This is a genomic window from Streptomyces cavernicola, from assembly GCF_029968035.1.
Classification (GTDB): domain Bacteria; phylum Actinomycetota; class Actinomycetes; order Streptomycetales; family Streptomycetaceae; genus Streptomyces; species Streptomyces cavernicola.
Genome location: NZ_JASCIQ010000002.1, coordinates 287,515 through 312,924 on the forward strand (window position 1 = coordinate 287,515; position 25,410 = coordinate 312,924).

The following is a 25,410-nucleotide window of genomic DNA, read 5'->3' on the forward strand; positions in this document are numbered from 1 at the left end:
AACCGCGCCTGGCGCGCGTGCTCACGCCTCCCGGCGCACCTCGACCACACGGAACCGGTTGGCGACGAACGCCCCGTCGCACAGCGCCGAGTTGGCCGCCGGGTTGCCGCCCGAACCGTGGAAGTCGGAGAAAGCGGCCGTCTGGTTCACGTACACCCCGCCCGTCAGGTTGAGCGACAGCTGCGCGCACTCCTCCAGGCAGACCTCCTCCACCAGGTGCTCGAACTCCCGCGACGTGGAGTACGCGCCGACCGTCATCGCGCCCTTGTCGCGCACCGTGCGGCGCAGCAACTCCACCGCGTCCGCGCCCGATTCGACGGCGACGGCGAAGGAGACCGGGCCGAAGCACTCGTCGAGGAAGACGGATTCGGCGTCCGGCTTGGTGCCGTCCAGCTTCACCATCAGCGGGCTGCGGACGACGGCGCCGGGGAACTCCGGGTTGCTGATCTCCCGGCTTTCCAGGGCGACTTCACCGTGTTCGGAAGCGGCCTCGAGGCGGGCCTTCACATCCGGGTTGACCAGGGAGCCGAGCAGGGCGTTCGCGCGGGCGTCGTCCCCGAGCAGGCCGTCGACCGCGCCCGCCAGGTCGGTGACCACCTCGTCGTACGACTTGGGGCCCTGGTCGGTGGTGATGCCGTCGCGGGGGATCAGGAGGTTCTGCGGGGTCGTGCACATCTGGCCGCTGTACAGGGACAGGGAGAACGCGAGGTTCGACAGCATGCCCTTGTAGTCGCCGGTGGACTCGATGACGACCGTGTTGACGCCGGCCTTCTCCGTGTACACCTGCGCCTGGCGGGCGTTGGTCTCCAGCCAGTCGCCGAAGGCCGTCGAGCCCGTGTAGTCGATGATGCGGACCTCGGGGCGCACCGCCAGGGTCTTGGCGAGGCCCTCGCCGGGCTGCTCGGCGGCCAGCGCCACCAGGTTCGGGTCGAAACCCGCCTCCGCGAGCACCTCGCGAGCGACCTGCACGGTGAGGGCGAGCGGCAGCACCGCGCGCGGGTGCGGCTTGACCAGGACCGGGTTTCCGGTGGCGAGGGAGGCGAACAGGCCCGGGTACCCGTTCCACGTCGGGAAGGTGTTGCAGCCCACCAGGAGGGCGATGCCGCGCGGGACGGGGGTGAACTGCTTGCGCAGGTTCAACGGGTCGCGCTTGCCCTGCGGCTTGCTCCAGTCCATGGCGTCCGGGGTGCGGGTCTGCTCCGCGTACGCGTACGCCACCGCCTCCAGGCCGCGGTCCTGGGCGTGCGGGCCGCCGGCCTGGAACGCCATCATGAAGGCCTGGCCGCTGGTGTGCATGACCGCGTGCGCGAACTCGTGCGTGCGGGCGCTGATGCGGGACAGGATCTCCAGGCACACCACCGCGCGGGTCTCCGCGCCCGCGTCCCGCCAGGCGGGCATCGCCGCGCGCATGGCCGGCAGCAGCACATCGGGGTCGGCGTGCGGATACTCCACGCCCAACTCGATCCCGTACGGGGAGACTTCGCCGCTCGCCCAGCCGTCCGTGCCCGGCTGGCCGAGGTCGAGGCGGGTGCCCCGGATCGCGTCGAAGGCCGCCTTGCCCGCGGCCGCGTCCAGCGATCCGTTCTCGCCGTAGGCCTTGGGGTGCTCGGGGTGGGGGGACCAGTACGCGCGCGTGCGGATGGTTTCCAGGGCCTGGTCGAGCGTGGGCCGGTGCTTCTCGATGAGCTGTTGCGCGGTTGCTGCGGCGGCCATGAGGGACAACTCCTCGTCGAGCTGGGCTGGAACAGGAGGACAGAGTTAGAGTAACCGAACGATCGGTCGGGACAAGAGGGGGCGGCCGGACCTGTGGACAACGCATGCGGGAGGATCGCGAGCATGACAGGACTCGACCGCACACGCCCGGTGGCAGTGGTGGGCACCGGCACCATGGGCCAGGGCATCGCCCAGGTCGCCCTGGTCGCCGGACACCCCGTGCTCCTCCATGACGCCGTGCCGGGGCGAGCCGAGCAGGCGGCCGCGACGATCGCCGCCCGGCTCGACCGGCTCGTCGAGAAGGGCAGGCTGTCCGCGGACGAGAGCCGCGCCGCACAGGACCGCCTGAAGCCGGCCGCCTCGCTCGCCGACCTCGCGGACTGCGGCCTGGTCGTCGAGGCGGTCCTTGAGCAACTCGACGTGAAACAGGCCCTGTTCCGCGAACTGGAAGCGGTCGTTCCCGCGGACTGCCTGCTCGCCACCAACACGTCCTCGCTGTCCGTCACCGCCATCGCGGGCGGCCTGGAGAGCCCCGGCCGGTTCGTCGGCCTGCACTTCTTCAACCCCGCACCGCTGCTCCCGCTCGTCGAGGTCGTCACCGGCTTCGCCACCGCGGAAACCGCCGCCACACGCGCGTACGACACGGTCAAGGCCTGGGGCAAGAGCCCCGTGCGCTGCGCGGACACCCCCGGATTCATCGTCAACCGCGTCGCCCGCCCCTTCTACGCGGAGGCGCTGCGCGCGTACGAGGAGCGGGTGGCCGACCCCGCCACGGTCGACGCAGTCCTGCGGGAGTGCGGCGGTTTCAAGATGGGCCCCTTCGAGCTGACCGACCTGATCGGCCAGGACGTCAACGAGGCCGTGACGCGCTCCGTGTGGGAGTCCTTCTTCCAGGACCCGAGGTTCACCCCCGCGCTGGCGCAGCGCCGCCTGGTCGAGTCCGGCCGCCTCGGCCGTAAGACCGGCCACGGCTGGTACGACTACGCCGAGGGCGCGGTCCGGCCGGAACCGGCACTCCAGGAGCGCGTTCCCGCCCCCGCGGAGGTGGTCGTGCACGGGCGCCTCGGGCCCGCCGAACCGCTCGTCGGCCTCATCGAGAAGGCCGGGGTCGTCGTGCGCAGAGAAGCCTCCGAGAGCCCGTTCATCGGGCTCCCCTGCGGGGCGCGCCTGTTCTCGGCGACCGAGGGCGTGATGGCGAGCAGCCACGGCGACGCGGTCCAGTTCGACCTCGCCCGGGACTACGCGGCCACCTCGCTCATAGCCGTCGCCCCCTCGCGGGCGGCCTCCGACGCGGCGCTGCGGGAGGCCGTCGGGCTCTTCCATGCCCTCGGCAAGCAGGTCGCCGTCGTCGCCGACGTGCCCGGCCTGATCGTGGCCCGTACGGTCGCGATGCTCTTCGACGTGGCGCTCGACGCCCTGGACCGGGGCGTGGCGGGCGCGGACGACATCGACACGGCCATGCGCCTCGGCGTCAACTACCCCGCAGGGCCCCTGGAATGGGGCGAGAGCGTCGGCCTGGAGCGGCTGTACGACCTGCTGAACCGCATGCACGACCAGCAGCCGACCGGCCGCTACGCACCCTCCCTGGGGCTGCGCCGGCGCGTCCACGCCCAGGAAGAGACGGTCCGCCCATGACCACCGCCAGACGTGACACGTACACGCCCGAGACGCTCCTCGCCGTCGCCGTACGGATCTTCAACGAGCGGGGGTACGACGGCACTTCCATGGAGCACCTCTCCAAGGCGGCCGGAATCTCCAAGTCCTCGATCTACCACCATGTGTCGGGCAAGGAGGAGTTGCTGCGCCGCGCGGTCAGCCGCGCCCTCGACGGCCTGTTCGCGATCCTCGACGAGGAGCACGCGCGCGTGGGGCGTGCCGTGGACCGCCTGGAGTACGTCACGCGCCGCATGGTCGGCGTGCTCACCGCGGAACTCCCGTACGTCACGCTGCTGTTGCGCGTGCGCGGGAACACCGAGACCGAGGAGTGGGCGCTCGAACGCCGCAGGGACTTCGACCACCAGGTCGCCGAGCTGTTCAAGGCGGCCGTCGCGGACGGTGATCTGCGCTCGGACGTCGAGGTCAGGCTGGCCACGCGGCTGCTCTTCGGCATGATCAACTCGATCGTCGAGTGGTACCGGCCGGGCGGCCGCGGCATGGACGACGAGCAGATCGCCGAGGCGGTCGTGCACTTGGCCTTCGCGGGGTTGCGTACGGAGGACTGAGGCCGGGGGCCCGGCCTGCGGCGCTTCGGGGGCTCCGCCCCAGCCCCCCCGCCCCCGCCGCTCAAGCGCCGCAGGGGCTGATGGTCAGCCCTCAGGATCCAGGTCCGTCTCCTCGAAGACGAGGAGCGTGCGGGTGCTCAGGACCTCCGGGATGGACTGCAGCCGCGTCAGGACGAGTTCGCGCAGGGTGCGGTTGTCCGGCGTGTGCACCAGGAGCAGTACGTCGAAGTCCCCGCTGACCAGCGCCATGTGGGCCGCGCCCGGCAGTTCCTTGAGCTGTTCGCGGACCGTGCGCCAGGAGTTCTGCACGATCTTCAGCGTGATGTACGCGGAGGCGCCCTGGCCGGCGCGCTCGTGATTGACGCGCGCCCCGAAACCGCGGATCACGCCGTCCTCGATCAGCCGGTTGATCCGGGCGTAGGCGTTGGCCCGCGATACGTGGACCTGCTCGGCCACGGAGCGTATCGAGGCGCGACCGTCCGTCTGCAGCATCCGCAGAATGTCCCGGTCGATGGCGTCCAGCGGGCGCGGCGGCGGAAGAGGCCCCGACTGGTCGCCGGAATCGTCGTCGGCCATTCGTTCAGGTGCCATGTCCCCCCGCCTCTCTACCATGGACGTACTGCGTCTATCCCAGGCTGTGGAGAACCGTTTGTCCACAGGCTGGAGGTGCCTGTAGCCAAAATGCGCCGACGACCGAACAATCGGTAGGTGAGGCGCAGCACACAGCCGCGTCTCTCCCGACATCTGCACGACCCCTGATGACCACCCCACATTCAGGACATTCGAGGAGGTGCACGCGGTGAAGAACCAGAGCCCGGTCATGGAGCAGCGGGGGTCCTACCGACCCAGCCCGCCGCCCGCCTGGACACCCCGTACGGACCCCGCCCCACTGCTGCCCGAGGCCAGGCCGTACCGCGTCCTCGGCACCGAGGCCGCGGCCAAGGCGGACCCGGCGCTGCTGCTGGAGCTGTACGAGCAGCTGGTGCGCGGCCGCAGATACAACGCGCAGGCGACGGCGCTCACCAAGCAGGGCCGGCTCGCGGTCTACCCGTCGAGCACCGGGCAGGAGGCCTGCGAGGTCGCCGCGGCGCTCGCCCTCGAAGAGCGCGACTGGCTCTTCCCCAGCTACCGCGACACGCTCGCCGCGGTGGCCCGCGGCCTCGACCCGGTGCAGGCCCTGACGCTGCTGCGCGGCGACTGGCACACGGGGTACGACCCGCATGAACACCGCGTCGCGCCCCTGAGCACCCCGCTCGCCACGCAGCTGCCGCACGCCGTGGGCCTCGCGCACGCCGCGCGCCTCAAGGGCGACGACGTGGTGGCGCTCGCCATGGTGGGCGACGGCGGCACCAGCGAGGGCGACTTCCACGAGGCGCTGAACTTCGCGGCGGTGTGGAAGGCGCCGGTCGTCTTCCTCGTGCAGAACAACGGCTTCGCGATCTCCGTGCCCCTCGCCAAGCAGACCGCGGCCCCGTCCCTGGCCCACAAGGCCGTCGGGTACGGAATGCCGGGCCGCCTGGTCGACGGGAACGACGCGGCGGCGGTCCACGAGGTCCTCGCCGAAGCCGTGCAACGCGCGCGTGCGGGCGGCGGTCCCACCCTGGTGGAGGCCGTGACGTACCGCATCGAGGCGCACACGAACGCCGACGACGCGACCCGCTACCGGGGGGACACGGAAGTGGAGGCCTGGCGGGCGCACGACCCGATCACGCTCCTGGAAGGGGAGTTGACCGATCGCGGCCTCCTCGACGACGCCCGCAGGCAGGGCGCGCGGGACGCCGCAGAGGCGCTCGCCGCGGACCTGCGCGAGCGGATGAACCAGGACCCGGTCCTGGACCCGATGGACCTGTTCACGCACGTGTACGCGGAGCAGACCACCCAACTGCGCGAGCAGGCCGAGCAGTTGCGCGCCGAGCTGGAAGCGGAGGCCGAGCGATGACCACCGTGGCGGACAAGCCGAGCACGACGGCGGTGAAACCCGCGTCCATGGCGCAGGCCCTGCAGCGCGCGCTGCGGGACTCGCTGGCCGCGGACCCGAGCGTGCACGTGATGGGTGAGGACGTCGGCACGCTCGGCGGCGTCTTCCGCATCACCGACGGCCTGGCCAAGGAGTTCGGCGAGGCCCGCTGCACGGACACCCCGCTCGCGGAGGCGGGCATTCTGGGCACGGCCGTCGGCATGGCGATGTACGGCCTGCGGCCGGTCGTGGAGATGCAGTTCGACGCGTTCGCGTACCCGGCGTTCGAGCAGCTCATCTCGCACGTGGCGCGGATGCGGAACCGCACGAAGGGCGCGATGCCGCTCCCGATCACCATCCGCGTGCCGTACGGCGGCGGCATCGGCGGCGTCGAGCACCACAGCGACTCCTCCGAGGCGTACTACATGGCGACGCCCGGCCTGCACGTCGTCACGCCGGCCACGGTCGCCGACGCGTACGGACTGCTGCGCGCCTCGATCGCGTCCGACGACCCGGTGGTGTTCCTGGAGCCGAAGCGGCTGTACTGGGCGAAGGATTCCTGGAACCCGGACGCTCCGGCGACCGTTGAACCGATAGGCCGGGCCGTGGTGCGGCGCACCGGCCGCAGCGCGACGCTCATCACGTACGGGCCCTCCGTGCCGGTCTGTCTGGAGGCCGCGGAGGCCGCGCGTGAGGAGGGATGGGAGCTCGAAGTCGTGGACCTGCGCTCACTGGTGCCCTTCGACGACGCGACGGTCTGCGACTCGGTGCGCAGGACCGGCCGCGCGGTCGTGGTGCACGAGTCGGGCGGGTTCGGCGGCCCGGGTTCGGAGATCGCCGCGCGGGTCACGGAGCGCTGCTTCCACCACCTGGAGGCGCCGGTGCTGAGGGTCGCGGGCTTCGACATCCCGTATCCGCCGCCGATGCTGGAGCGGCACCATCTGCCGGGCGTCGACAGGATCCTGGACGCGGTGGCGAGGCTGCAGTGGGAGGGGGACAGCTGATGGCGAAGGTCTTCGAGTTCGCTCTGCCCGACCTGGGCGAGGGGCTCACGGAAGCCGAGATCGTCCGCTGGATGGTGTCCGTCGGCGACGTGGTCGCGGTGGACCAGCCGGTGGTCGAGGTCGAGACGGCCAAGGCGATGGTCGAGGTGCCCTGTCCGTACGCGGGCGTGGTCACCGCCAGATTCGGCGAGGAGGGCTCGGAACTCCCCGTAGGGGCACCGCTGTTGACGGTCGCGGTCGGCGCGAGCCCGGAGGACGTCGCGAGAGACTCCGCGGGCGAGCGCGCGGCGCCGGGCGTGAACGGCACCGGCTCCGGCGGCAGTTCGTCCGGTCGTACGGAGAACGGCGCGAGCGCGAGCGGCGAGCGCGGTGGCGCGGCGGAGACGTCGGGCAACGTCCTGGTCGGGTACGGCACGGGCGCGGCCCCGGCCCGCCGGCGCCGGGTGCGGCCGCCGGGCGTGGGCGCCGCCGGGACGACGACCGGAAGCACCCGCGCCGCCGCATCGGCACCGCCCTCTGCCCCGGTCGCCCCTGCCTCGGCCCCAGCAGGTTCTGCCTCTGCCGCTCCCGCGCGGGACGCCGAAGGACCCGTCCCGGTGATCTCCCCGCTCGTACGGCGGCTGGCCAAGGAACACGGCCTGGATCTGCGGGAGTTGAAGGGCTCCGGGGCGGACGGGCTGATCCTGCGCGCGGACGTGGAGTACGCGGTGCGTGCCGCCGAGCGCGCGGCGGAGCAGGAGACCGCCCGCGAGGAGGCGTCGCGTACGGCCGCGGGGCAGACGCGTACGCCGCTGCGCGGGGTGCGCGGCGCGGTGGCGGACAAGCTGTCCCGCAGCCGCCGCGAGATCCCCGACGCGACCTGCTGGGTGGACGCCGACGCCACGGAGCTGATGAACGCCCGCAAGACGATGAACAGCAACGCGGCCGCCGGGGACAAGATCTCCGTGCTCGCCCTCCTGGCCCGCATCTGCACGGCGGCCCTGGCCCGCTACCCGGAGCTGAACGCGACGGTCGACACGGAGGCCCGCGAGATCGTCCGCCTGGACGCGGTGCACCTCGGCTTCGCCGCCCAGACGGAGCGAGGCCTGGTCGTACCGGTGGTGCGGGACGCGCACGCGCGGAGCGCGGAGTCGCTGAGCGCCGAGTCCGCCCGGCTCACCGAGGCGGCGCGGACCGGCACGCTCACCCCGGCCGAGCTGACCGGCGGCACGTTCACGCTGAACAACTACGGCGTGTTCGGCGTGGACGGCTCGACGCCGATCATCAACCACCCGGAAGCCGCGATGCTCGGCGTGGGCCGCATCGTGCCCAAACCCTGGGTGTATCAGGGCGAGTTGGCGATACGGCAGGTGGTCCAGCTCTCGCTCACCTTCGACCACCGTGTCTGCGACGGCGGCACGGCGGGCGGCTTCCTGCGGTACGTCGCCGACTGCGTCGAACAGCCGGCGCTGCTGCTGCGGACCCTGTGAGGCGATGACCCGGCGGTGACCTTGCGGTGACCGACGGGCGACGCGTGATGTGACACGTGCGGTAGGACGCGGTGTGACGGATGTCCCTCGGTGGACAGGTCGTTCACGGGGGTGGCATTGATCGCCGCTGCGGCCATACTCGGTGGATGACCTCGTATGACGCCGTCGTGCTCGCCGGCGGCGCCGCCAGGAGACTCGGCGGCGCCGACAAACCCGGGGTGCGCGTCGGCGGCCGCTCCCTCCTCGACCGTGTGCTCGCCGCCTGCGCCGACGCGGCCACGACCGTGGTCGTCGCCGAGCCAAGGCCCACCTCCCGCCCCGTTCTGTGGGCGCGTGAGGAGCCGCCCGGCGGCGGGCCGCTGGCCGCTCTCGCCGCCGGCCTGCGCCGGACCACGGCGGACACGGTGCTCGTCCTCTCCGCCGACCTGCCCTTCCTGGAGGAGCGGACCGTACGGCTGCTGCTCGACGCCTCGGCGGCGGGTGCGGCGGGTGCGGCGGGTGAAGTACGGGCGGACGGTGCGCTGTTGGTGGACGCGGGCGGTCGCGACCAGCCGCTGGTGGCGGCCTACCGGGCCGAGGCCCTGCGCCGTGGAGTGGAGCGTCTGACCGAGGAGCACGGCGGGCTCGGCGGGCTGCCGTTGCGACGGCTCACCGCGGGGCTCACCCTCGACCGGGTCACCGAACCCGGCGACTCCCGTGCCGCGTTCGACTGCGACACCTGGGAGGACATCGCCGAAGCCCGCGCACGCATCAGGGAGCATGAGCACGTGCTGGATGAATGGATCACCGCAGTCAAGGACGAGCTGGGCATCGACCTCGAGGTCGACACCGGCCTGCTGTTGGACCTCGCGCGCGACGCCGCCCACGGGGTCGCGCGGCCGGCGGCGCCGCTGACCACGTTCCTCGTGGGGTACGCGGCGGCGCGCGCCGAGGGCGGGCCGGAGGCCGTGGCCGAGGCGGCGCGCAAGGCCGCGGCTCTTGCCACGCGCTGGGCCGACGAGGACAAGCCCGACGACCTGCCGGCCGGCGGCACCGGCGCGAGCGCCGCACCGGACGCGGGATGACCGGGCCCCGGGACGCGAAGAGCGCCGACCGAGCCGATCAAGCCGACCGAGCTCAACGCGAGGAGCGAGCCGAGCCAGCCGAGCCAGCCGAGCCAGCCGAGCCAGCCGAGCGAGCCGAACGGGACCACGACCAGGACGTCGACGAGGCCCTGGCCCTGGTCCGGGACGCCGCAGCACCCCCCGCCGATCGCTCGGGCGGACAGCCGGGCGAACGGACCCGTGGCGCGCACCAACCCCACGAGCCCCACCACCACTCACACCAGCCGTCCCACTCCGCTCGCTCCCCTCACTCCTCTCGTGAACACCAACCGCGCCACTCCCACCATTCGCACCAAAGCACCCCCTGGCCCCAGGCCCGCGCCATCGCCGCTCGCGCCGCCGCGGCCGTCCGGACGCGGGCCGCGACCCCCGTCCCCCTCGACCGGACCCTGGGCCTGGTCCTCGCCGCGCCGCTCACCGCGCTGACCGACCTGCCGTCGTTCGACACGTCGGCGATGGACGGCTGGGCGGTCGCGGGACCGGGCCCCTGGAAGGTGCGCGACGGCGGGATGCTGGCCGGCCAGTCCGGCACGGACGCGCTGGCGGACGGCGAGGCGATGCCGGTCGCGACCGGTGCGCGCATCCCCCGCGAGGTCACGGCGGTCATCCGCACCGAGCACGGCCGTACTGACGGCAAGGGCCGGCTGCACGCCGAGCGTGAGGTGCTGCACGGTCAGGACATCCGGCCGCGCGCCCAGGAGTGCCGCAGCGGCGATCAACTCCTGCCCGCACAGATCCCGGTGACCCCGGCGGTGCTCGGCCTCGCCGCGGCCGCCGGGTACGACTCGCTGCTCGTCGTCCCCCGCCCGCGCGTCGAAGTCCTCGTCCTGGGCGACGAGTTGCTCACCGAAGGACTGCCGCGCGAGGGCCTGATCCGGGACGCGCTCGGCCCGATGCTGCCGTCCTGGCTACGGGCGCTGGGCGCCGAGGTCATCGCCGTACGCAGGCTCGGGGACGACGCGAAGAAGCTGCGCGCGGCGGTCGAGAGCTCACCGGCCGAGCTGGTCGTCACGACCGGAGGCACCGCGTCCGGCCCGGTCGACCATGTGCACCCCACGCTGCACGCCCTCGACGCGGAGCTGCTCGTGGACGGCGTCGAGGTGCGGCCGGGGCACCCGATGCTGCTCGCCCGGCTCGACGAGCGCCGCCACCTGGTGGGGCTGCCCGGCAATCCGCTCGCCGCGGTCTCGGGGCTGCTGACACTGGCCGAACCGGTGTTGCGTACGCTTTCCGGGCGGATCGCGCCAGTGCCGTATCTCGCCCCCACCAGGGACGAGATCCACGGGCACCCGCACGACACGCGGCTCGTGCCGGTGGCGTTGCGTGCGGAGCCGCAGCTGGTCGCCGTGCCGCTGCACTACAACGGCCCGGCCATGCTGCGCGGGATCGCCGCCTCCGACGGCCTCGCCGTGGTGCCGCCCGGTGGGGCGAAGCCCGGTCAGGAGCTGGAGATCCTCGACCTGCCGTGGACGCTGCCGTCCTCGCCGGGGGACCTCGGGGCAGGGGACGTCGCGACGAGCAACACACGTACGAGCACAGGCAATTCGAGTACAGGCAATAAGCGTGGCAAGGCAAGCGGCAAGGCAAGCGGCAGGACGAGTGGGACCGACGGGGATCGCGGGGACGGCGCGAGCAGCGCGGGAGGGTGTTTCACGTGAAACTGCCCGGCCATGACGCCATGGCCCGTCAGGCGGACGAACACCTGGTCTCCGCCGAGGTGAAGCTGCCTAAGCGGGAGGTCGAGCGCCCGCTCCGGCAGGTCGCCAGACGGCTCGCGATGGCGCTGGCCGTGCTGGTGTCGACGGCCTTCATCGTCTTCGCCGACAGTGAGGGCTACACCGACAACCACGACGACACGCTCACGCTGCTCGACTCGTTCTACTACGCCACCGTCACGCTCTCCACCACCGGTTACGGCGACATCGTCCCCGCCAGTGACAGCGCCCGGCTCACCAACATCTTCGTCATCACACCACTGCGCGTGCTGTTCCTGATCATCCTCGTCGGCACCACGCTCGAGGTCCTCACCGAGCGCACCCGTGAGGAATTCAGGCTGAACCGCTGGAGGTCCCAGTTGCGGGAACACACCGTCGTCGTCGGCTTCGGCACCAAGGGCCGCTCCGCGATCCAGACCCTCTGCGCGACGGGTCTGAAGAAGGAGCAGATCGTCGTCGTCGACCCCAGCGCCAAGGTGGTCCAGGCGGCCACGGCCGACGGGTTCGTGGGCGTCATCGGCGACGCCACGCGCAGCGACGTACTGCTGCGGGCCGAGGCGCAGAAGGCCCGGCAGGTCGTGATCGCCACCCAGCGCGACGACACCGCCGTCCTCGTCACCCTCACCGCACGCCAGCTCAACCGGGGCGCGAAGATCGTCGCGGCGGTACGCGAGGAGGAGAACGCCCCGCTGCTTCGCCAGTCCGGCGCGGACGCGGTGATCACCAGCGCCAGCGCCGCCGGACGCCTCCTCGGCCTGTCGGTGCTCAGCCCGAGCGCGGGCACGGTCATGGAGGACCTGATCCAGCAGGGCAGCGGCCTCGACCTGGTCGAACGGCCGGTGATAAAGGCCGAGGTGGGGCGCACACCGCGGGAGGTCGAGGAGCTCGTGGTCAGCGTCGTACGCGGACACCGCCTGCTCGGCTACGACGACCCGGCCATCGGCAAACTGCAGTTGACGGACCGTCTGATCACCATCGTCCGAGCCACCCCCGGCCCCACGGGCGTCCCGGACCTCCGCCCTCTGCCGGAGGACTGAGCCCAGCCCGGGTCTGAGCCGCCCCGTAAGCAGGTCCGAGCCGCGCCATAGGGAGAACCGCCCCGTAAGGAGAACTGCCCCCGTCGGCCCGCGGGAAAGACGGCGCCGGACGGCGAAAGCGGGTGTCTCCCCAGGGTTCGTGGGGACGAGTAGCCTCGCGGCCATGTATGCGATCACGATCCCCGAACCCGGCGGTCCCGAGGCGCTTGTCTGGGCCGAGGCCCCCGATCCCGTACCCGGCGAGGGCGAAGTTCTGGTCGAGGTGGCGGCCAGTGCCGTCAATCGCGCCGACCTGCTCCAGCGCCAGGGCTTCTACAACCCGCCGCCCGGCGCCTCCCCGTACCCCGGTCTGGAGTGCTCGGGCCGGGTCGCCGCGCTCGGGCCCGGCGTGAGTGGTTTCTCCGTCGGCGACGAGGTGTGCGCGCTGCTCGCGGGCGGCGGGTACGCGCAGAAAGTCGCCGTTCCCGCAGGGCAGTTGCTGCCCGTGCCGGAGGGCGTGGACCTGGTCACCGCGGCCGCGCTGCCCGAGGTGACGTGCACGGTCTGGTCGAACGTGTTCATGGTCGCCCACCTCCGCCCGGGTGAGACGCTCCTGGTGCACGGCGGGGCCAGCGGCATCGGCACGATGGCGATCCAGCTGGCGAAGGCCGTGGGCGCGCGGGTCGCGGTCACGGCCGGCGGCAAGGAAAAGCTGGAGCAGTGCGCGCGGCTCGGCGCGGACATCCTGATCGACTACCGCGAGCAGGACTTCGTCGAGGAGATCCGCGCGGCCACGGACGGCGCGGGCGCGGACGTGATCCTCGACATCATGGGCGCCAAGTACCTGGAGCGGAACGTCAAGGCGCTCGCCGTGAACGGCCGTCTCGCGATCATCGGCCTGCAGGGCGGGGTCAAGGGCGAGCTCAACCTCGGCGCGCTCCTCAGCAAGCGTGCGGCGATCACCGCGACCTCGCTGCGCGGCCGCCCGCTCGCCGAGAAGACGGCCATCGTCGCCGCCGTACGCGAGCACGTCTGGCCGCTGATCGCGGCGGGCCGCGTCGAGCCGGTCGTCGACCGCACCCTGCCGATGGCCGAGGCCCCGGCCGCGCACCGGGTCCTGGAGGAGAGCAGCCACGTGGGCAAGGTCCTGCTCACCACCTGAGCGGCCCGGCGCGACACGGTGGCCCTCCCCCAGTCCACACCGAGATGCCCGACCCGCCCCCGCGTGTGACGCTGGCGGCATCGACCCAGGCGACTCGGCACCGGGAGGGGGTCACCGACGTGACTCCACGGCTCCGCCCGCGGCACCCCGCCGTCCCGCCCCGCGCGGCGCTCTTCGCGGCACTCGTCACCGTGACAGTGGTCCTGTCCGTGGTGCTGTCCGTGTTACTGCTTCCGGCCGGTCCCGCGCAGGGGACCGCGACGGCCGCCGCCACCGGCATCCCGTACGCCGATACGCGGACGGAGTCCGGGCAGCCGAGCCCCGACCCCTCCCTGGCCGGAAGCCGCGCCGGCGAGGGGCGGCAGCGCCCCGGCCGTACGGACCCGATCCCGGACCCCGAGCCGCCACCCCGGCAGCACCGACAGCGCGACCGGAACCAGAACGCGCACCAGAACCAGAACGCGCACCAGAACCCGCACGCACACCAGAACCCGCACCAGAACCACCGGCGCGACCACCCGCAGCAGCGCCCCTCTCCGCAGCCGAACCCCAGCAGGGCCGCCCCCCGTACGCCCGCCCCCACCGCGGACGCGAGCCAAGGCACCAGAGACACCAGAGACACCGGGGACACCGGGGACACCGGGGACACCGGGGACACCGGGGACACCGGGGACACCGGGGGCGCCGCGCAGCAGCAGGCCGCCGACGGCCGGGGCGGGCCCATGCTGCGGGTGCTGCCGCTCGGGGCGGGCCTGGTCCTCATCGGCCTCGGCCTGGCCTTCATCGCCGTACGCATCAGACGGGCCTAGGAGGGACCACGCCCAGGAGAGACCACGTAGCCCAGACGAGACCACGTAGTGGAGCCGGGAAGGGTGGATCAGCTGCGCGGCGGGGCACCACCCTGTTGTGCAGGACGCATACGAGAGAATGGCCGCATGGAAATGCCGAGGAACGACAGGTCGCAGGAGAATCCGCAGGTCCTCGTCGTGGGTCAGGACGGAATGGCCCTCGGCGGCGGCGGTGGTGACGACGAGTCGCGTGAGCTTCCGGTGACGGACATGGTCGAGCAGCCGGCCAAGGTCATGCGCATCGGCAGCATGATCAAGCAACTTCTTGAAGAAGTGCGGGCGGCGCCTCTGGACGAGGCGAGCCGGGTGCGGCTCAAGGAGATCCACGCGAGCTCGGTGAAGGAGCTCGAGGACGGTCTCGCGCCCGAGCTGGTCGAGGAGTTGGAGCGGCTCTCGCTGCCGTTCACCGACGAGACGACGCCCAGTGACGCCGAACTGCGCATCGCTCAGGCCCAGTTGGTCGGCTGGCTGGAGGGGCTCTTCCACGGCATCCAGACCACCCTGTTCGCCCAGCAGATGGCGGCCCGCGCCCAGCTGGAGCAGATGCGCCGCGCGCTGCCGCCCGGCGCCGGCGGCCACGAGGACGACGACGAGCACCCGCACGCCGGCCGCTCCGGAGGCCCGTACCTCTAGGACAGCAAGAAGAGCAAGAGCAGTAAGAAGAGCAGCAACGACCAAGCCCGGCCCACCAGTTCGGTGAGCCGGGCTTCGTCATGCATGGACGAGGCCGCGCCGAGCAGCGGACTACTGCGGCGGGTTGCCGCTGGAGACCTCCAGCTGGATGGTCGGCGGGTTGTCCGGGTCGAAGTCCGTGTCCGCAGCCGGGTACTGCTTCATGACCGTGCCCTCGCCGTACGTGTTCTCGTCGACCGGCTCGATCTTGTACTTCCAGCCGCCCTGCTGGATGCACTCCTTGACCGAGTCGATGTTGCGGTACTCGAACTTCGGCAGGGTCTTCATGCTCGGGTCCGAGAAGCTCTCCCGGGGCTCCTTGCACTCGGAGACCTCGATGACCTTGGTCTTGTCCGGGCCCCTGTGGCCCTCGACCTCGGCCGTCTGCGACTCCTTGGTCTGCGGCTCCTCGTCGCCGCCGCCGTTCAGCGAGAGGGCGGTGATCAGACCGCCGATGGCGAGCACCGCCACCACGATCGCGCCGACGATCACCGGGGTGTTGCTCTTGCCGCCGCCCCCGTGGCCGCCGTGGCCCCCGGCCGTCGCCGGCTGCGGGCTCAGGTTGTACGGCGGCGGGGTGCCGGGCGCGCCCTGCTGCGGGGCGAAGTTGGCGGGCGCAGGGGTCTGGTACCCGCCCTGCTGCGGGTAGCCGTACCCGGGCGCCGGAGTCGGCGCGGGCGTCCCCGGACCGCCGGGGCCGGGCCCGTACGGATGCGGCTGGTACGGAGTCTGGACGCTGCCGGGGCCGGGCGCCGGGGTGCCCTGGTCGACCGGCGGGAACACCGAAGCGCCCACGCCCGCACCGCTGTTGGAGTGCGCACCCGGCACGATGCTCGGCGCGGCCCCGCCCTGCAGGGACTGCACGACCCGCAGGCACTCGTCGCGCATCGCGTCGGCCGTGGGGAAGCGTTCGTTGGGGTTCTTCTTCAGGGCGCGGGCGATGAGCGCGTCCACCGCGGGGGGCAGCGAACGGTTGACGGAGGACGCCGCGATCGGCTCCTCCTGGACGTGCGCATACGCTATGGCCAGGGGCGAGTCCGCCTCGAACGGCAGCCGTCCGGTGACCAGTTGGAACAGCATGATGCCGACCGAGTACAGGTCGGAGCGGGCGTCCACACCGCGGCCGAGGGCCTGCTCGGGCGAGAGGTACTGCGGGGTGCCGACGACCATGCCGGTCTGTGTCATCGACGTCACGCCGGACTGCATGGCGCGGGCGATGCCGAAGTCCATGACCTTGACGACGTTCCGCTTCGTCACCATGACGTTGCCGGGCTTGATGTCGCGGTGGACCAGGCCCATCTCGTGGCTGATCTCCAGGGCCGCGAGCACGTCCGCGGTGACCTTGAGGGCGCGGTCGGCGGGCATCGCGCCGAACTGCGCGATGTCGGCGTCGAGGACGGAGCCGAGGGGCTTGCCCTCGACGTACTCCATCACGATGTACGGCATCGTCGAGCCGTCGAGCTCGTCCTCGCCGGTGTCGAAGACCGAGACGATGTTGGTGTGGGTGAGCTTCGCCACCGACTGGGCCTCGCGGCGGAAGCGCTCGCGGAAGGACTGCTCACGGCCCAGCTCGGTGTGCAGGGTCTTGATGGCGACCTGGCGGTCGAGCACCGAGTCGTACGCCAGGTGGACCGAGGCCATGCCGCCCTCGCCGAGGAGGTCCCGCAGCTGGTACCGGCCGCCGGCCAGGGCACGCCCCGCGTACCTGCCGCCCCCCTGTGCGCCGTCCTGGCTCATGTTTCCGCGTCCCCCATCGGCGCCGTTTCACTGCGCTTGAAGCCTGAAGATCCCTGTTTTCCGGGCCAAGTCTGCCCGAGGCCACTGACACGTCAAGCCAGGTGCCCGTTCCGTGACCCTACGCGCAAGAACCGTCTCGCAAGCGTTACCGGCGGCGTCCACGAAGTGATATGGCTCCCGTCACGGTCCCGTCACACCTGGGGGCACAGACCACTCGATTTGCCCGAAACCCCGGGTAACAGGTTTGATGGCCGGTCCATCTCGAACCAGCCCGCCGCGCCGAGGCTGTAGCGTGGCCCGACGGAGGCCGTAAGAAGAGACACGACGCGAGCACTCGCCCATCAGTGGCGCATGCGGGCGGGTGATGTGTCGGGTTACGGACCAGACGCGACCAGTTACGACAGGAAACGACGGCGAGGACTGATGGACCAGCAGCGCGCTCAGGGCCCGTCCGACCCCGAGGCGACTGGCGGCGATATGTCAGATGCGCCTGAGTTTTGGGGTAATGGCGGGCTTGTCGGTGACGGACGATACCGGCTGACGCACAGACTCGGCCGCGGCGGCATGGCCGAGGTCTTCGCCGCCGAGGACGTACGCCTCGGGCGCACGGTCGCCGTGAAGCTGCTCCGCACCGACCTCGCGGAGGACCCGACCTCCAAGGCCCGCTTCACGCGCGAGGCCCAGTCGGTCGCAGGCCTCAACCACCACGCGGTGGTGGCGGTCTACGACTCCGGTGAGGACATCATCGGCGGCAACACCATCCCGTACATCGTGATGGAGCTCGTCGAGGGCCGGACCATCCGTGACCTGCTGCTCAACGCCGAGGCCCCGGGGCCCGAGCAGGCGCTGATCATCGTGTCCGGCGTCCTGGAGGCGCTCGCCTACTCGCACCAGCACGGCATCGTGCACCGCGACATCAAGCCCGCCAACGTGATCATCACCAACACCGGCGCGGTGAAGGTGATGGACTTCGGCATCGCCCGTGCGCTGCACGGCGCGTCCCAGCAGATGACGCAGACCGGCATGGTCATGGGCACCCCGCAGTACCTCTCGCCGGAGCAGGCCCTCGGCAAGGCCGTCGACACCCGCTCCGACCTGTACGCGACCGGCTGCATGCTGTACGAACTCCTCGCGCTGCGGCCCCCATTCACGGGTGAGACGCCGCTCTCGGTGGTCTACCAGCACGTCCAGGACATGCCGATCCCGCCGTCCGAGCTGTCCGACGGGGTGCCGCCGGAGCTGGACGGCCTGGTGATGCGCTCCCTCGCGAAGGACCCGGACGACCGGTTCCAGACCGCCGAGGAGATGCGCGGCCTCGTCCAGTACGGCCTGCAGATGCTGCAGGACCAGGGCGGCCACACCGGAACGTGGAGCACGGGCCCCGTCGCCATGCACGAGGGCGGCAGCACCCCGGCGATGGGCGTCACCGGCGCCTCGGCCCGCCAGCACCCCGGCGACAGCGGCACGACGGTGATGAAGCCGCCGATGGTCCGCCCGATCGGGGACGACGACGGCGGCTTCGACGGCGGCAACGGCAACGGCCGGGGCGGTCGGGGAGGCGGCGGCCGCGGCAAGATGTGGCTGTTCGCGGTGCTCGCGATCGTCGCGATCGCGGTGGGCGTCGCCGTGGCCCTGAACGCCACGGAGAGCGGCCAGAAGGACCCGGGCCCGGACAAGAACCCGAAGCCGACCCAGTCCCAGTCGAAGGAACCGACGAAGGAGCCGACGGAGGAGGAGACGACCGAGGAGGAGACGGAGCCCGGCGACACCGGCGGCAACCCGGACTACACCGACACTCCGACTCAGCCCTCGTTCACGCCGAGCCCGACGCAGAGCAGCGAGCAGCCGACCGAGGACCCGACGACGCAGGAGCCCACGGAGGAGCCGACGACGGAGGAGCCGACGACGGAAGAGCCGACGGAGGAGCCGACGGACGAGATCACGCTCGACCCGACCGAGCAAGCCGGCAACTGACCGTCCCGCACGGCCGACTGGCATACGACGAGGCCCGCTCACAGCACTTGTGAGCGGGCCTCGTCGTATGTGGAAGAGGAAATTCCCGTACCGAAAAGCGGGGCCTATTCGGAAGGCTTCTCGGTCAGCGCTTTTCCGCCTGCATACGGGCGACAAAGGCGGCGGCCTGCGAGCGGCGTTCCATGCCGAGCTTCGACAGCAGGCTGGAGACGTAGTTCTTGATGGTCTTCTCGGCCAGGTGAAGGCGTTCGCCGATGGCCCGGTTGGTGAGGCCCTCGCCGATCAGGTCCAGGATCTTGCGCTCCTGTTCCGTGAGGTTCGCGAGCCGGTCGTCGCCCTTGGGGTTGTTGCCGTCGCGCAGCCGCTCCAGGACCCGGGCCGTGGCCACCGGGTCGAGCAGGGACTTGCCGGCCGCCACGTCCCGTACGGCGGTGAGCAGCTCGTTGCCGCGGATCGCCTTCAGGACGTACCCCGACGCACCGGCCATGATCGCGTCGAAGAGCGCCTCGTCGTCCGCGAACGAGGTCAGCATCAGGCACTTGATGTCCTCGTTCTGGGAGCGGATCTCGCGGCAGACCTCCACGCCGCTGCCGTCCGGCAGGCGGACGTCGAGCACCGCGACGTCCGGGCGTGTGGCGGGAATCCGGACCAGGGCGTCGGCCGCGGTGCCGGCCTCGCCGACCACCTCGATATCGGCTTCCACGGACAACAGCTCATGGACTCCGCGACGGACGACTTCATGGTCGTCGAGCAGAAATACGCTGATTTTTCCTTCTTCGTGCACTCGGCCAGTGTCACACATCGACTCTTCCAATGCTCTGGGTGCGCGGGTTAACGTTCGCTTGCTCCGGCCGCTCCGCAAGGCGCTGACCAGTAGTTGTTCCCGCTTTCTCGGATTTACTTGGAAATCCAAGCAAAATCGCAGGTCAAGTGGGGTTTCGCAGATATGCGAGGCACTGGGTAACGTGCAATGTGCAGGGCTCTCGCCGGGGCACCTGTCACGCCTGTTCTCCCCGCAGTGCCCAAGGCGCACCCACCCCGTGCGCGGGCCGGGAGGAGAGGCGAGCCGCACTGGCTTACCCGGCGGATCCCGGTAAGCCGGACCGACGGAGGAGCACACGTGACCGTGGAGAGCACCGCCGCGCGCAAGCCCCGCAGCAGCAACAGCAGCAGTGGGGCGGGCACCAAGCGTGCAACCGCCAAAAAGGCGCCGGAGAAGAAGACCCCGGCGAAGAAGGCGGCAGCCAAGAGCGCAGCGGCCAAGAGCGCAGCGCGCGAAGCAGCACCGCACGACGCACCACAGCACGACCCCGAACTCGTCCAGCTGCTCACCCCCGAGGGCAAGCGCGTCGAGCACCCCGAGTTCGGCATCGACCTCACCCCGGACGAACTGCGCGGCCTCTACCGCGACATGGTCCTGACCCGCCGCTTCGACGCCGAGGCCACCTCCCTGCAGCGCCAGGGCGAGCTGGGCCTGTGGGCGTCGCTGCTCGGCCAGGAGGCCGCCCAGATCGGTTCCGGCCGGGCGCTGCGGGACGACGACTACGTCTTCCCGACCTACCGCGAGCACGGCGTCGCCTGGTGCCGCGGGGTCCCCCCGGAGAACCTGCTCGGTATGTTCCGCGGCGTCAACAACGGCGGCTGGGACCCGAACAGCAACAACTTCCACCTGTACACGATCGTCATCGGCTCGCAGACCCTGCACGCCACCGGCTACGCGATGGGCGTCGCCAAGGACGGCGCGGACTCGGCCGTGATCGCGTACTTCGGTGACGGGGCCAGCAGCCAGGGCGACGTCGCCGAGTCCTTCACGTTCTCCGCGGTCTACAACGCCCCGGTCGTGTTCTTCTGCCAGAACAACCAGTGGGCGATCTCCGAGCCCACCGAGAAGCAGACCCGCGTGCCGCTCTACCAGCGCGCCCGCGGCTACGGCTTCCCCGGCATCCGCGTCGACGGCAACGACGTCCTCGCCTGCCTGGCCGTGACCAAGTACGCCCTGGAGCGGGCCCGGAGCGGCGAAGGCCCCACGCTGGTCGAGGCGTTCACGTACCGCATGGGCGCGCACACCACCTCCGACGACCCGACCAAGTACCGCAGGGACGAGGAGCGGGAGGCCTGGGAGGCCAAGGACCCGATCCAGCGGCTGCGCACGTACCTGGAGTCCGAGAAGATCGCGGACGCCGACTTCTTCGCCGCGCTCGACGAGGAGCAGGAAGCGCTCGGCAAGCGGGTCCGCGAGGCGGTGCGCTCGATGCCCGACCCGGACCCGATGTCGATGTTCGAGAACGTCTACGCGGACGGCAGCGCGCTCGTCGACGAGGAGCGCGCGCAATTCGCCGCCTACCAGGCGTCGTTCGCTGACAGCCCGGTCGCCGGGGAGGGCAAGTAACCATGGCTGTACAGAAGTTGCCGATCGCCAAGGCGATCAACGAATCCCTGCGCAAGGCTCTTGAGACCGACCCCAAGGTCCTCGTCATGGGCGAGGACGTCGGCAAGCTCGGCGGCGTCTTCCGCGTCACCGACGGGCTGCAGAAGGACTTCGGCGAGGACCGGGTGATCGACACCCCGCTCGCCGAGTCCGGCATCGTCGGCACCGCCATCGGCCTGGCCCTGCGCGGCTACCGGCCGGTCGTGGAGATCCAGTTCGACGGATTCGTCTTCCCCGCGTACGACCAGATCGTCACGCAGCTCGCCAAGATGCACGCCCGCGCGCTCGGCAAGGTCAAGATGCCGGTCGTCATCCGCATTCCGTACGGCGGCGGGATCGGCGCGGTCGAGCACCACTCCGAGTCGCCCGAGGCGCTGTTCGCGCACGTCGCCGGCCTGAAGGTGGTCTCGCCCTCCTCGCCGTCCGACGCGTACTGGATGATGCAGCAGGCCATCCAGAGCGACGACCCGGTGATCTTCTTCGAGCCGAAGCGGCGGTACTGGGACAAGGGCGAGGTCGACACCGACGCCATCCCCGGACCGCTGCACGCCGCGCGCACCGTGCGCGAGGGCTCGGACCTGACGCTCGCCGCGTACGGGCCGATGGTGAAGGTCTGCCTGGAGGCCGCGGCGGCTGCGCAGGACGAGGGCAAGTCCCTGGAGGTCATCGACCTGCGCTCGATGTCGCCGATCGACTTCGACGCGGTGCAGGCCTCGGTGGAGCGCACCGGCCGGCTCGTCGTCGTGCACGAGGCCCCGGTGTTCTACGGCTCCGGCGCGGAGATCGCCGCGCGCATCACGGAGCGGTGCTTCTACCACCTCGAAGCGCCCGTGCTGCGGGTCGGCGGCTATCACGCGCCGTACCCGCCCGCGCGGGTCGAGGAGGAGTACCTGCCGGGCCTTGACCGGGTGCTCGACGCCGTCGACCGCTCGCTGGCGTACTGAGGGGACTGGACCGATGGTGTACGAGTTCAAGTTGCCCGACGTGGGCGAGGGTCTCACGGAGGCCGAGATTCTGAAGTGGTACGTCGCGCCCGGTGATGTCGTCTCCGACGGGCAGGTCGTGTGCGAGGTCGAGACGGCGAAGGCGGCTGTGGAGCTGCCGATCCCGTTCGACGGGGTCGTGCGGGAGCTGAGGTTCTCCGAAGGTACGACGGTCGATGTCGGGCAAGTGATCATTACCGTTGGTGGGGCTGGGGAGTCGGCGCCCGAGCCGGAAGCTCCCGTTGAGGCGGAGGAGCCCCAAGGTCGTCAGCCTGTGCTGGTCGGCTATGGCGTCGCCGAGAGCTCGACCAAGCGGAGGGCACGTAAAGGTGACCCGGCGACCGGGGTTGTGCCCACCCTCCCCCAAGCTCTCGACTCCGCTCGAGCAGGGGGGACCCCCATCGCCCCAGCGGAACAACTGCCCACAACAGCAGGGGCGAACGGGTTCGGTGGTACCAACGGCACCGCCATCCCCCGCCCCCTCGCCAAGCCGCCCGTGCGGAAGCTTGCGAAGGATCTCGGGGTGGATCTGGCGACCGTGACGCCCTCCGGGCCCGACGGGATCATTACGCGGGAGGACGTGCACGCTGCCGTCGCGCCCGCTCCTGCTGCCCCCGCGCCGGAAGCGGAGGTTCCCGTACAGGAGCCCGTGCCCGCGCCCGCACCCACCCCGGTGGTCGCCGACGCCCGTGAGACCCGGATTCCGGTCAAGGGCGTGCGGAAGGCGACCGCGCAGGCGATGGTCGGGTCGGCGTTCACCGCACCGCACGTCACGGAGTTCGTGACCGTCGACGTGACGCGGACGATGAAGCTCGTCGAGGAGCTGAAGCAGGACAAGGAGATGCAGGGGCTGCGGGTCAACCCGCTGCTGCTCGTCGCCAAGGCGCTGCTCGTCGCGATCAAGCGGAACCCGGACGTCAACGCCGCCTGGGACGAGGCCAACCAGGAGATCGTGCAGAAGCACTACGTGAACCTGGGCATCGCCGCCGCCACCCCGCGCGGTCTGATCGTGCCGAACATCAAGGACGCGCACGCCAAGACCCTGCCTCAACTGGCCGAGTCCCTCGGCGAGTTGGTGGCCACGGCCAGGGAGGGCAAGACCTCGCCGGCCGCGATGCAGGGCGGCACCGTGACCATCACGAACGTGGGGGTCTTCGGGGTCGACACCGGCACGCCGATCCTCAACCCCGGCGAGTCCGCGATCCTCGCGGTCGGCGCGATCAAGCTCCAGCCGTGGGTGCACAAGGGCAAGGTCAAGCCGCGGCAGGTCACCACCCTGGCGCTCTCCTTCGACCACCGGCTCGTCGACGGCGAGCTGGGCTCCAAGGTCCTCGCCGACGTCGCGGCGATCCTGGAGCAGCCCAAGCGCCTCATCACCTGGGCGTAGCCTCGTAGGACCGCGTACCCGCGTACGACCCCGAGCCCGGATGCGTTCGCCGCGCATCCGGGCTCAGCTCTGTCCCTGCCTAGCTCCCGTCCCGCCGCCCCGTCCCCGTCACGAAAGCCGCTTGCCGTGCACGTCGTCTGGTTGCTCCTCGCCGTCTTCTCCGGGGCGCTGATATCCCTGCAGGCCCGCATCAACGGCCAGCTCGCCGCCGAGCTCGGCGACGGCACCGCCGCCGCGGTCCTCTCCTTCGGCTCCGGGCTCCTCGTGCTCTCCGCCGGGCTCCTCGTGGTGCGGGTAGCCCGGCAGGGCCTGCGCCGGGTGCTGAAGGACGTACGGGAAGCGCGCCTGAAGTGGTGGCAGCTGCTGGGCGGCTGCGGCGGGGCGACATTCGTGCTTGCGCAGGGGCTGACCGTCGGGGCGCTCGGCGTCGCCCTGTTCACGGTGGCCGTGGTCGCCGGGCAGGTGGGCGGCGGGCTCCTGGTGGACGCGAAGGGGCTCGGTCCCGCGGGTCCGCAGCGGCCGACGGCGCGGCGGGCCGTGGGCGCGGGCCTCGTGCTCGTCGCGGTCGGCGTCTCGATGGCGGACCGGCTCGGCGCCGGGTTCCCGTACCTGCTGCTGGTCCTGCCCGTGATCGCCGGGGTGTGCGTGAGCTGGCAGCAGGCGGTGAACGGTCACGTACGGCTGTCGTCCGGGTCCGCGTACACCGGCACGTTCTTCAACTTCCTCACCGGTACGACCGTGTTGGGCCTGGTGTTCGCCGGGCACGCGGTCGCGGCCGGGGCGCCGGCGGGGCTGCCGGGCGATCCGTACCTCTACCTCGGCGGGATCGTCGGCATCGCGTTCATCTCGATCGCCGTGGCCACCGTGCAGAAGCTCGGCGTGCTGCTGCTCGGCCTGTGCACCATCACCGGGCAGCTGCTCGGCTCGCTCGCCCTCGACGTGTTCCTGCCGCACGGCGGTGCGCAGGTCAGCGCGTTCACGGTGGGCGGCGCGGTGCTCGCGCTCGCGGCCGTGGCCCTTGCGGCGGTCTCCGGCTCCTCCCGAGGCGGCAGGAGCCGGGTCACAGCCGCGGGCCGGGCCGTCAGTCCTGCTGCGCGCCGCTCGGCAGCGAACGCAGCCGCATCGTCTTCGCGGACTTCGACTTGAAGCCGTGGTCGAGCAGCTTCGCCGCGTCGGCGTAGCGGTTCGCGTCGTTCAGGATCGCGCCGACCAGGGTCTTGTCGCCGCGGGTCGCGGCGAACACGAGGCAGGAGCCCGCGGCGCTGCCGGTACCGGTCTTGACGCCGATGGCGCCGTCGTACGAGCCGAGCAGTTTGTTGGTGTTGTACCAGGTGTAGGTGCGGGTGCCGCCGCTGCCGGCGGGCGCCTTCTGCTGGGTCGACTTCGCCTTCACGACCGTACGGAAGGTGGGGTTCTCGACCGCGTGCGCGGCGAGTTTCCCGAGGTCCTTCGGCGTCGAGTAGTTCTTGCCGCCCTTCGAGATGCCGTCGAAGGAGTCGAACTTCGTGTTCTTCATGCCGAGTTCGGCGGCCTTCTTGTTCATCTTCGAGATGAAGGAGGCCGTACGCGCCTTGATGGTCGAGCCGCTGCCGAAGGCGTCGGCCAGCGCGTACGCCGCGTCGCAGCCGGAGGGCAGCAGCGTCGCGTAGAGCAGCTGGCGGACGGTGAGCTTGTCGCCGGTGCGCAGGTCGGCGGTGCTGGCGCCCTGCTCGGCGACGTAGTCGCGGTAGGTCTTCTTGACGGTGATCTTGCGGTCGAGGTTCAGTCCGGGGCTGTCGAGGACGACGGCCGCGGTCATGACCTTGGTGGTGGAGGCCATCTGCCGCTTGGTGTCGGCGGCCTTCCCGAAGAGCTGCTTCCCGCTCGTCGCGTCCGCGAGATAGGCGCCCTTGGCGCTGACGGACGGGGCGGACGGCTCGGCGGCGGCCTGTGCGGTCGTCGCGAGCGGGGAGACGACCAGGGCGGCGCCGGTCGTGAGGACGACGGCGGCAAGCCTGCGCGCGCGTCGGGTGGTACGGAT

21 protein-coding genes are annotated in these 25,410 nt (G+C 71.4%); 16 read left to right on the forward strand and 5 right to left on the reverse strand.

Features of this window, described 5'->3' with window-relative positions:
* Window positions 1–21: 21 nt before the first annotated feature.
* A complete protein-coding gene (gene paaN, locus QIS96_RS03115) occupies window positions 22–1,713 on the reverse strand; it encodes a phenylacetic acid degradation protein PaaN (RefSeq protein ID WP_282540749.1) in 1,692 nt (563 codons plus the stop codon).
* A 123-nt stretch (window positions 1,714–1,836) separates the two neighbouring features.
* Between paaN and QIS96_RS03120 the strand changes: the two genes are divergently transcribed.
* Complete coding sequence (locus QIS96_RS03120) at window positions 1,837–3,348, forward strand: 3-hydroxyacyl-CoA dehydrogenase (RefSeq protein WP_282540750.1); 1,512 nt, start codon at window positions 1,837–1,839, stop codon at window positions 3,346–3,348.
* Entirely contained in the window at window positions 3,345–3,935 is a 591-nt protein-coding gene (locus QIS96_RS03125; protein ID WP_282540751.1) for a TetR/AcrR family transcriptional regulator, read from the forward strand. Before QIS96_RS03120 ends, QIS96_RS03125 begins: the two co-directional genes overlap by 4 nt.
* An 84-nt stretch (window positions 3,936–4,019) precedes the next feature.
* Here the strand turns inward: QIS96_RS03125 and QIS96_RS03130 are convergent, their stop codons facing one another.
* A complete protein-coding gene (locus QIS96_RS03130) occupies window positions 4,020–4,526 on the reverse strand; it encodes an Lrp/AsnC family transcriptional regulator (protein ID WP_408907110.1) in 507 nt (168 codons plus the stop codon).
* A gap of 229 nt (window positions 4,527–4,755) precedes the next feature.
* Here QIS96_RS03130 and pdhA (QIS96_RS03135) point away from each other — a divergent pair, with 229 nt between their 5' ends.
* The 9 genes from pdhA (QIS96_RS03135) to QIS96_RS03175 all read left to right on the forward strand — a co-directional run bounded on the left by pdhA (QIS96_RS03135) (window position 4,756) and on the right by QIS96_RS03175 (window position 14,842).
* Window positions 4,756–5,874: a pyruvate dehydrogenase (acetyl-transferring) E1 component subunit alpha gene (gene pdhA, locus QIS96_RS03135; RefSeq protein ID WP_282540859.1), complete on the forward strand. Its 1,119-nt coding sequence runs from the start codon at window positions 4,756–4,758 to the stop codon at window positions 5,872–5,874.
* Window positions 5,871–6,896, forward strand: coding sequence for an alpha-ketoacid dehydrogenase subunit beta (locus tag QIS96_RS03140; protein WP_282540752.1), 1,026 nt, complete (start codon window positions 5,871–5,873; stop codon window positions 6,894–6,896). The genes pdhA (QIS96_RS03135) and QIS96_RS03140 overlap by 4 nt, the downstream gene beginning before the upstream one ends.
* Window positions 6,896–8,365, forward strand: coding sequence for a dihydrolipoamide acetyltransferase family protein (locus tag QIS96_RS03145; protein WP_282540753.1), 1,470 nt, complete (start codon window positions 6,896–6,898; stop codon window positions 8,363–8,365). The genes QIS96_RS03140 and QIS96_RS03145 overlap by 1 nt, the downstream gene beginning before the upstream one ends.
* Window positions 8,366–8,511: 146 nt before the next feature.
* Window positions 8,512–9,429, forward strand: a complete 918-nt coding sequence (locus QIS96_RS03150; protein ID WP_282540754.1) for an NTP transferase domain-containing protein — start codon at window positions 8,512–8,514, stop codon at window positions 9,427–9,429.
* Complete coding sequence (locus tag QIS96_RS03155; RefSeq protein ID WP_282540755.1) at window positions 9,426–11,126, forward strand: molybdopterin molybdotransferase MoeA; 1,701 nt, start codon at window positions 9,426–9,428, stop codon at window positions 11,124–11,126. The genes QIS96_RS03150 and QIS96_RS03155 overlap by 4 nt, the downstream gene beginning before the upstream one ends.
* The gene (locus tag QIS96_RS03160) at window positions 11,114–12,220 is read left to right on the forward strand and encodes a potassium channel family protein (RefSeq protein WP_282540756.1); all 1,107 of its coding nucleotides are present in this window, start codon (window positions 11,114–11,116) and stop codon (window positions 12,218–12,220) included. The genes QIS96_RS03155 and QIS96_RS03160 overlap by 13 nt, the downstream gene beginning before the upstream one ends.
* Before the next feature lie 163 nt (window positions 12,221–12,383).
* On the forward strand, window positions 12,384–13,361 hold the full coding sequence (locus tag QIS96_RS03165; RefSeq protein ID WP_282540757.1) for an NAD(P)H-quinone oxidoreductase: 978 nt from the start codon (window positions 12,384–12,386) through the stop codon (window positions 13,359–13,361).
* 119 nt (window positions 13,362–13,480) lie between these two features.
* Window positions 13,481–14,170 (forward strand): hypothetical protein, encoded by a 690-nt coding sequence (locus tag QIS96_RS03170; protein ID WP_282540758.1) that lies wholly within the window; start codon window positions 13,481–13,483, stop codon window positions 14,168–14,170.
* A 126-nt stretch (window positions 14,171–14,296) separates the two neighbouring features.
* Window positions 14,297–14,842 (forward strand): bacterial proteasome activator family protein, encoded by a 546-nt coding sequence (locus QIS96_RS03175; RefSeq protein WP_282540759.1) that lies wholly within the window; start codon window positions 14,297–14,299, stop codon window positions 14,840–14,842.
* A 111-nt stretch (window positions 14,843–14,953) separates the two neighbouring features.
* On the opposite strand, the gene QIS96_RS03180 is transcribed toward QIS96_RS03175, so the two are convergent.
* Window positions 14,954–16,618 carry a Stk1 family PASTA domain-containing Ser/Thr kinase gene (locus tag QIS96_RS03180; RefSeq protein WP_282540760.1) on the reverse strand — a complete coding sequence of 555 codons (1,665 nt, stop codon included), beginning with the start codon at window positions 16,616–16,618 and terminating at the stop codon, window positions 14,954–14,956.
* A 420-nt stretch (window positions 16,619–17,038) separates the two neighbouring features.
* On the opposite strand from QIS96_RS03180, the gene QIS96_RS03185 reads away from it, so the two are divergent.
* Window positions 17,039–18,592, forward strand: coding sequence for a protein kinase domain-containing protein (locus QIS96_RS03185; RefSeq protein ID WP_282540860.1), 1,554 nt, complete (start codon window positions 17,039–17,041; stop codon window positions 18,590–18,592).
* 124 nt (window positions 18,593–18,716) lie between these two features.
* Here the strand turns inward: QIS96_RS03185 and QIS96_RS03190 are convergent, their stop codons facing one another.
* A complete protein-coding gene (locus tag QIS96_RS03190; protein ID WP_282540761.1) occupies window positions 18,717–19,376 on the reverse strand; it encodes a response regulator in 660 nt (219 codons plus the stop codon).
* A gap of 336 nt (window positions 19,377–19,712) precedes the next feature.
* Between QIS96_RS03190 and pdhA (QIS96_RS03195) the strand changes: the two genes are divergently transcribed.
* The 4 genes from pdhA (QIS96_RS03195) (at window position 19,713) to QIS96_RS03210 (ending at window position 24,536) form a co-directional block, all read left to right on the forward strand.
* A complete protein-coding gene (gene pdhA, locus QIS96_RS03195) occupies window positions 19,713–20,981 on the forward strand; it encodes a pyruvate dehydrogenase (acetyl-transferring) E1 component subunit alpha (RefSeq protein WP_282540762.1) in 1,269 nt (422 codons plus the stop codon).
* Between the two features lie 2 nt (window positions 20,982–20,983).
* Window positions 20,984–21,964 (forward strand): alpha-ketoacid dehydrogenase subunit beta, encoded by a 981-nt coding sequence (locus tag QIS96_RS03200; RefSeq protein WP_282540763.1) that lies wholly within the window; start codon window positions 20,984–20,986, stop codon window positions 21,962–21,964.
* A gap of 13 nt (window positions 21,965–21,977) precedes the next feature.
* Window positions 21,978–23,390 (forward strand): dihydrolipoamide acetyltransferase family protein, encoded by a 1,413-nt coding sequence (locus tag QIS96_RS03205; RefSeq protein ID WP_282540764.1) that lies wholly within the window; start codon window positions 21,978–21,980, stop codon window positions 23,388–23,390.
* A 126-nt stretch (window positions 23,391–23,516) separates the two neighbouring features.
* Window positions 23,517–24,536 carry a DMT family transporter gene (locus QIS96_RS03210; protein ID WP_282540765.1) on the forward strand — a complete coding sequence of 340 codons (1,020 nt, stop codon included), beginning with the start codon at window positions 23,517–23,519 and terminating at the stop codon, window positions 24,534–24,536.
* On the opposite strand, the gene QIS96_RS03215 is transcribed toward QIS96_RS03210, so the two are convergent.
* A complete protein-coding gene (locus tag QIS96_RS03215; protein WP_282540861.1) occupies window positions 24,472–25,410 on the reverse strand; it encodes a D-alanyl-D-alanine carboxypeptidase family protein in 939 nt (312 codons plus the stop codon). The genes QIS96_RS03210 and QIS96_RS03215 overlap by 65 nt on opposite strands.

Excerpts from the sequence above, each read along its gene's own strand:
- paaN (WP_282540749.1), bottom strand. The coding sequence starts at position 1,713 with ATGGCCGCCGCAGCAACCGCGCAACAGCTCATCGAGAAGCACCGGCCC.
- QIS96_RS03120 (WP_282540750.1), top strand. The coding sequence starts at position 1,837 with ATGACAGGACTCGACCGCACACGCCCGGTGGCAGTGGTGGGCACCGGC.
- QIS96_RS03125 (WP_282540751.1), top strand. The coding sequence starts at position 3,345 with ATGACCACCGCCAGACGTGACACGTACACGCCCGAGACGCTCCTCGCC.
- QIS96_RS03130 (WP_408907110.1), bottom strand. The coding sequence starts at position 4,526 with ATGGCACCTGAACGAATGGCCGACGACGATTCCGGCGACCAGTCGGGG.
- pdhA (WP_282540859.1), top strand. The coding sequence starts at position 4,756 with ATGGAGCAGCGGGGGTCCTACCGACCCAGCCCGCCGCCCGCCTGGACA.
- QIS96_RS03140 (WP_282540752.1), top strand. The coding sequence starts at position 5,871 with ATGACCACCGTGGCGGACAAGCCGAGCACGACGGCGGTGAAACCCGCG.
- QIS96_RS03145 (WP_282540753.1), top strand. The coding sequence starts at position 6,896 with ATGGCGAAGGTCTTCGAGTTCGCTCTGCCCGACCTGGGCGAGGGGCTC.
- QIS96_RS03150 (WP_282540754.1), top strand. The coding sequence starts at position 8,512 with ATGACCTCGTATGACGCCGTCGTGCTCGCCGGCGGCGCCGCCAGGAGA.
- QIS96_RS03155 (WP_282540755.1), top strand. The coding sequence starts at position 9,426 with ATGACCGGGCCCCGGGACGCGAAGAGCGCCGACCGAGCCGATCAAGCC.
- QIS96_RS03165 (WP_282540757.1), top strand. The coding sequence starts at position 12,384 with ATGTATGCGATCACGATCCCCGAACCCGGCGGTCCCGAGGCGCTTGTC.
- QIS96_RS03175 (WP_282540759.1), top strand. The coding sequence starts at position 14,297 with ATGGAAATGCCGAGGAACGACAGGTCGCAGGAGAATCCGCAGGTCCTC.
- QIS96_RS03180 (WP_282540760.1), bottom strand. The coding sequence starts at position 16,618 with ATGAGCCAGGACGGCGCACAGGGGGGCGGCAGGTACGCGGGGCGTGCC.
- QIS96_RS03200 (WP_282540763.1), top strand. The coding sequence starts at position 20,984 with ATGGCTGTACAGAAGTTGCCGATCGCCAAGGCGATCAACGAATCCCTG.
- QIS96_RS03205 (WP_282540764.1), top strand. The coding sequence starts at position 21,978 with ATGGTGTACGAGTTCAAGTTGCCCGACGTGGGCGAGGGTCTCACGGAG.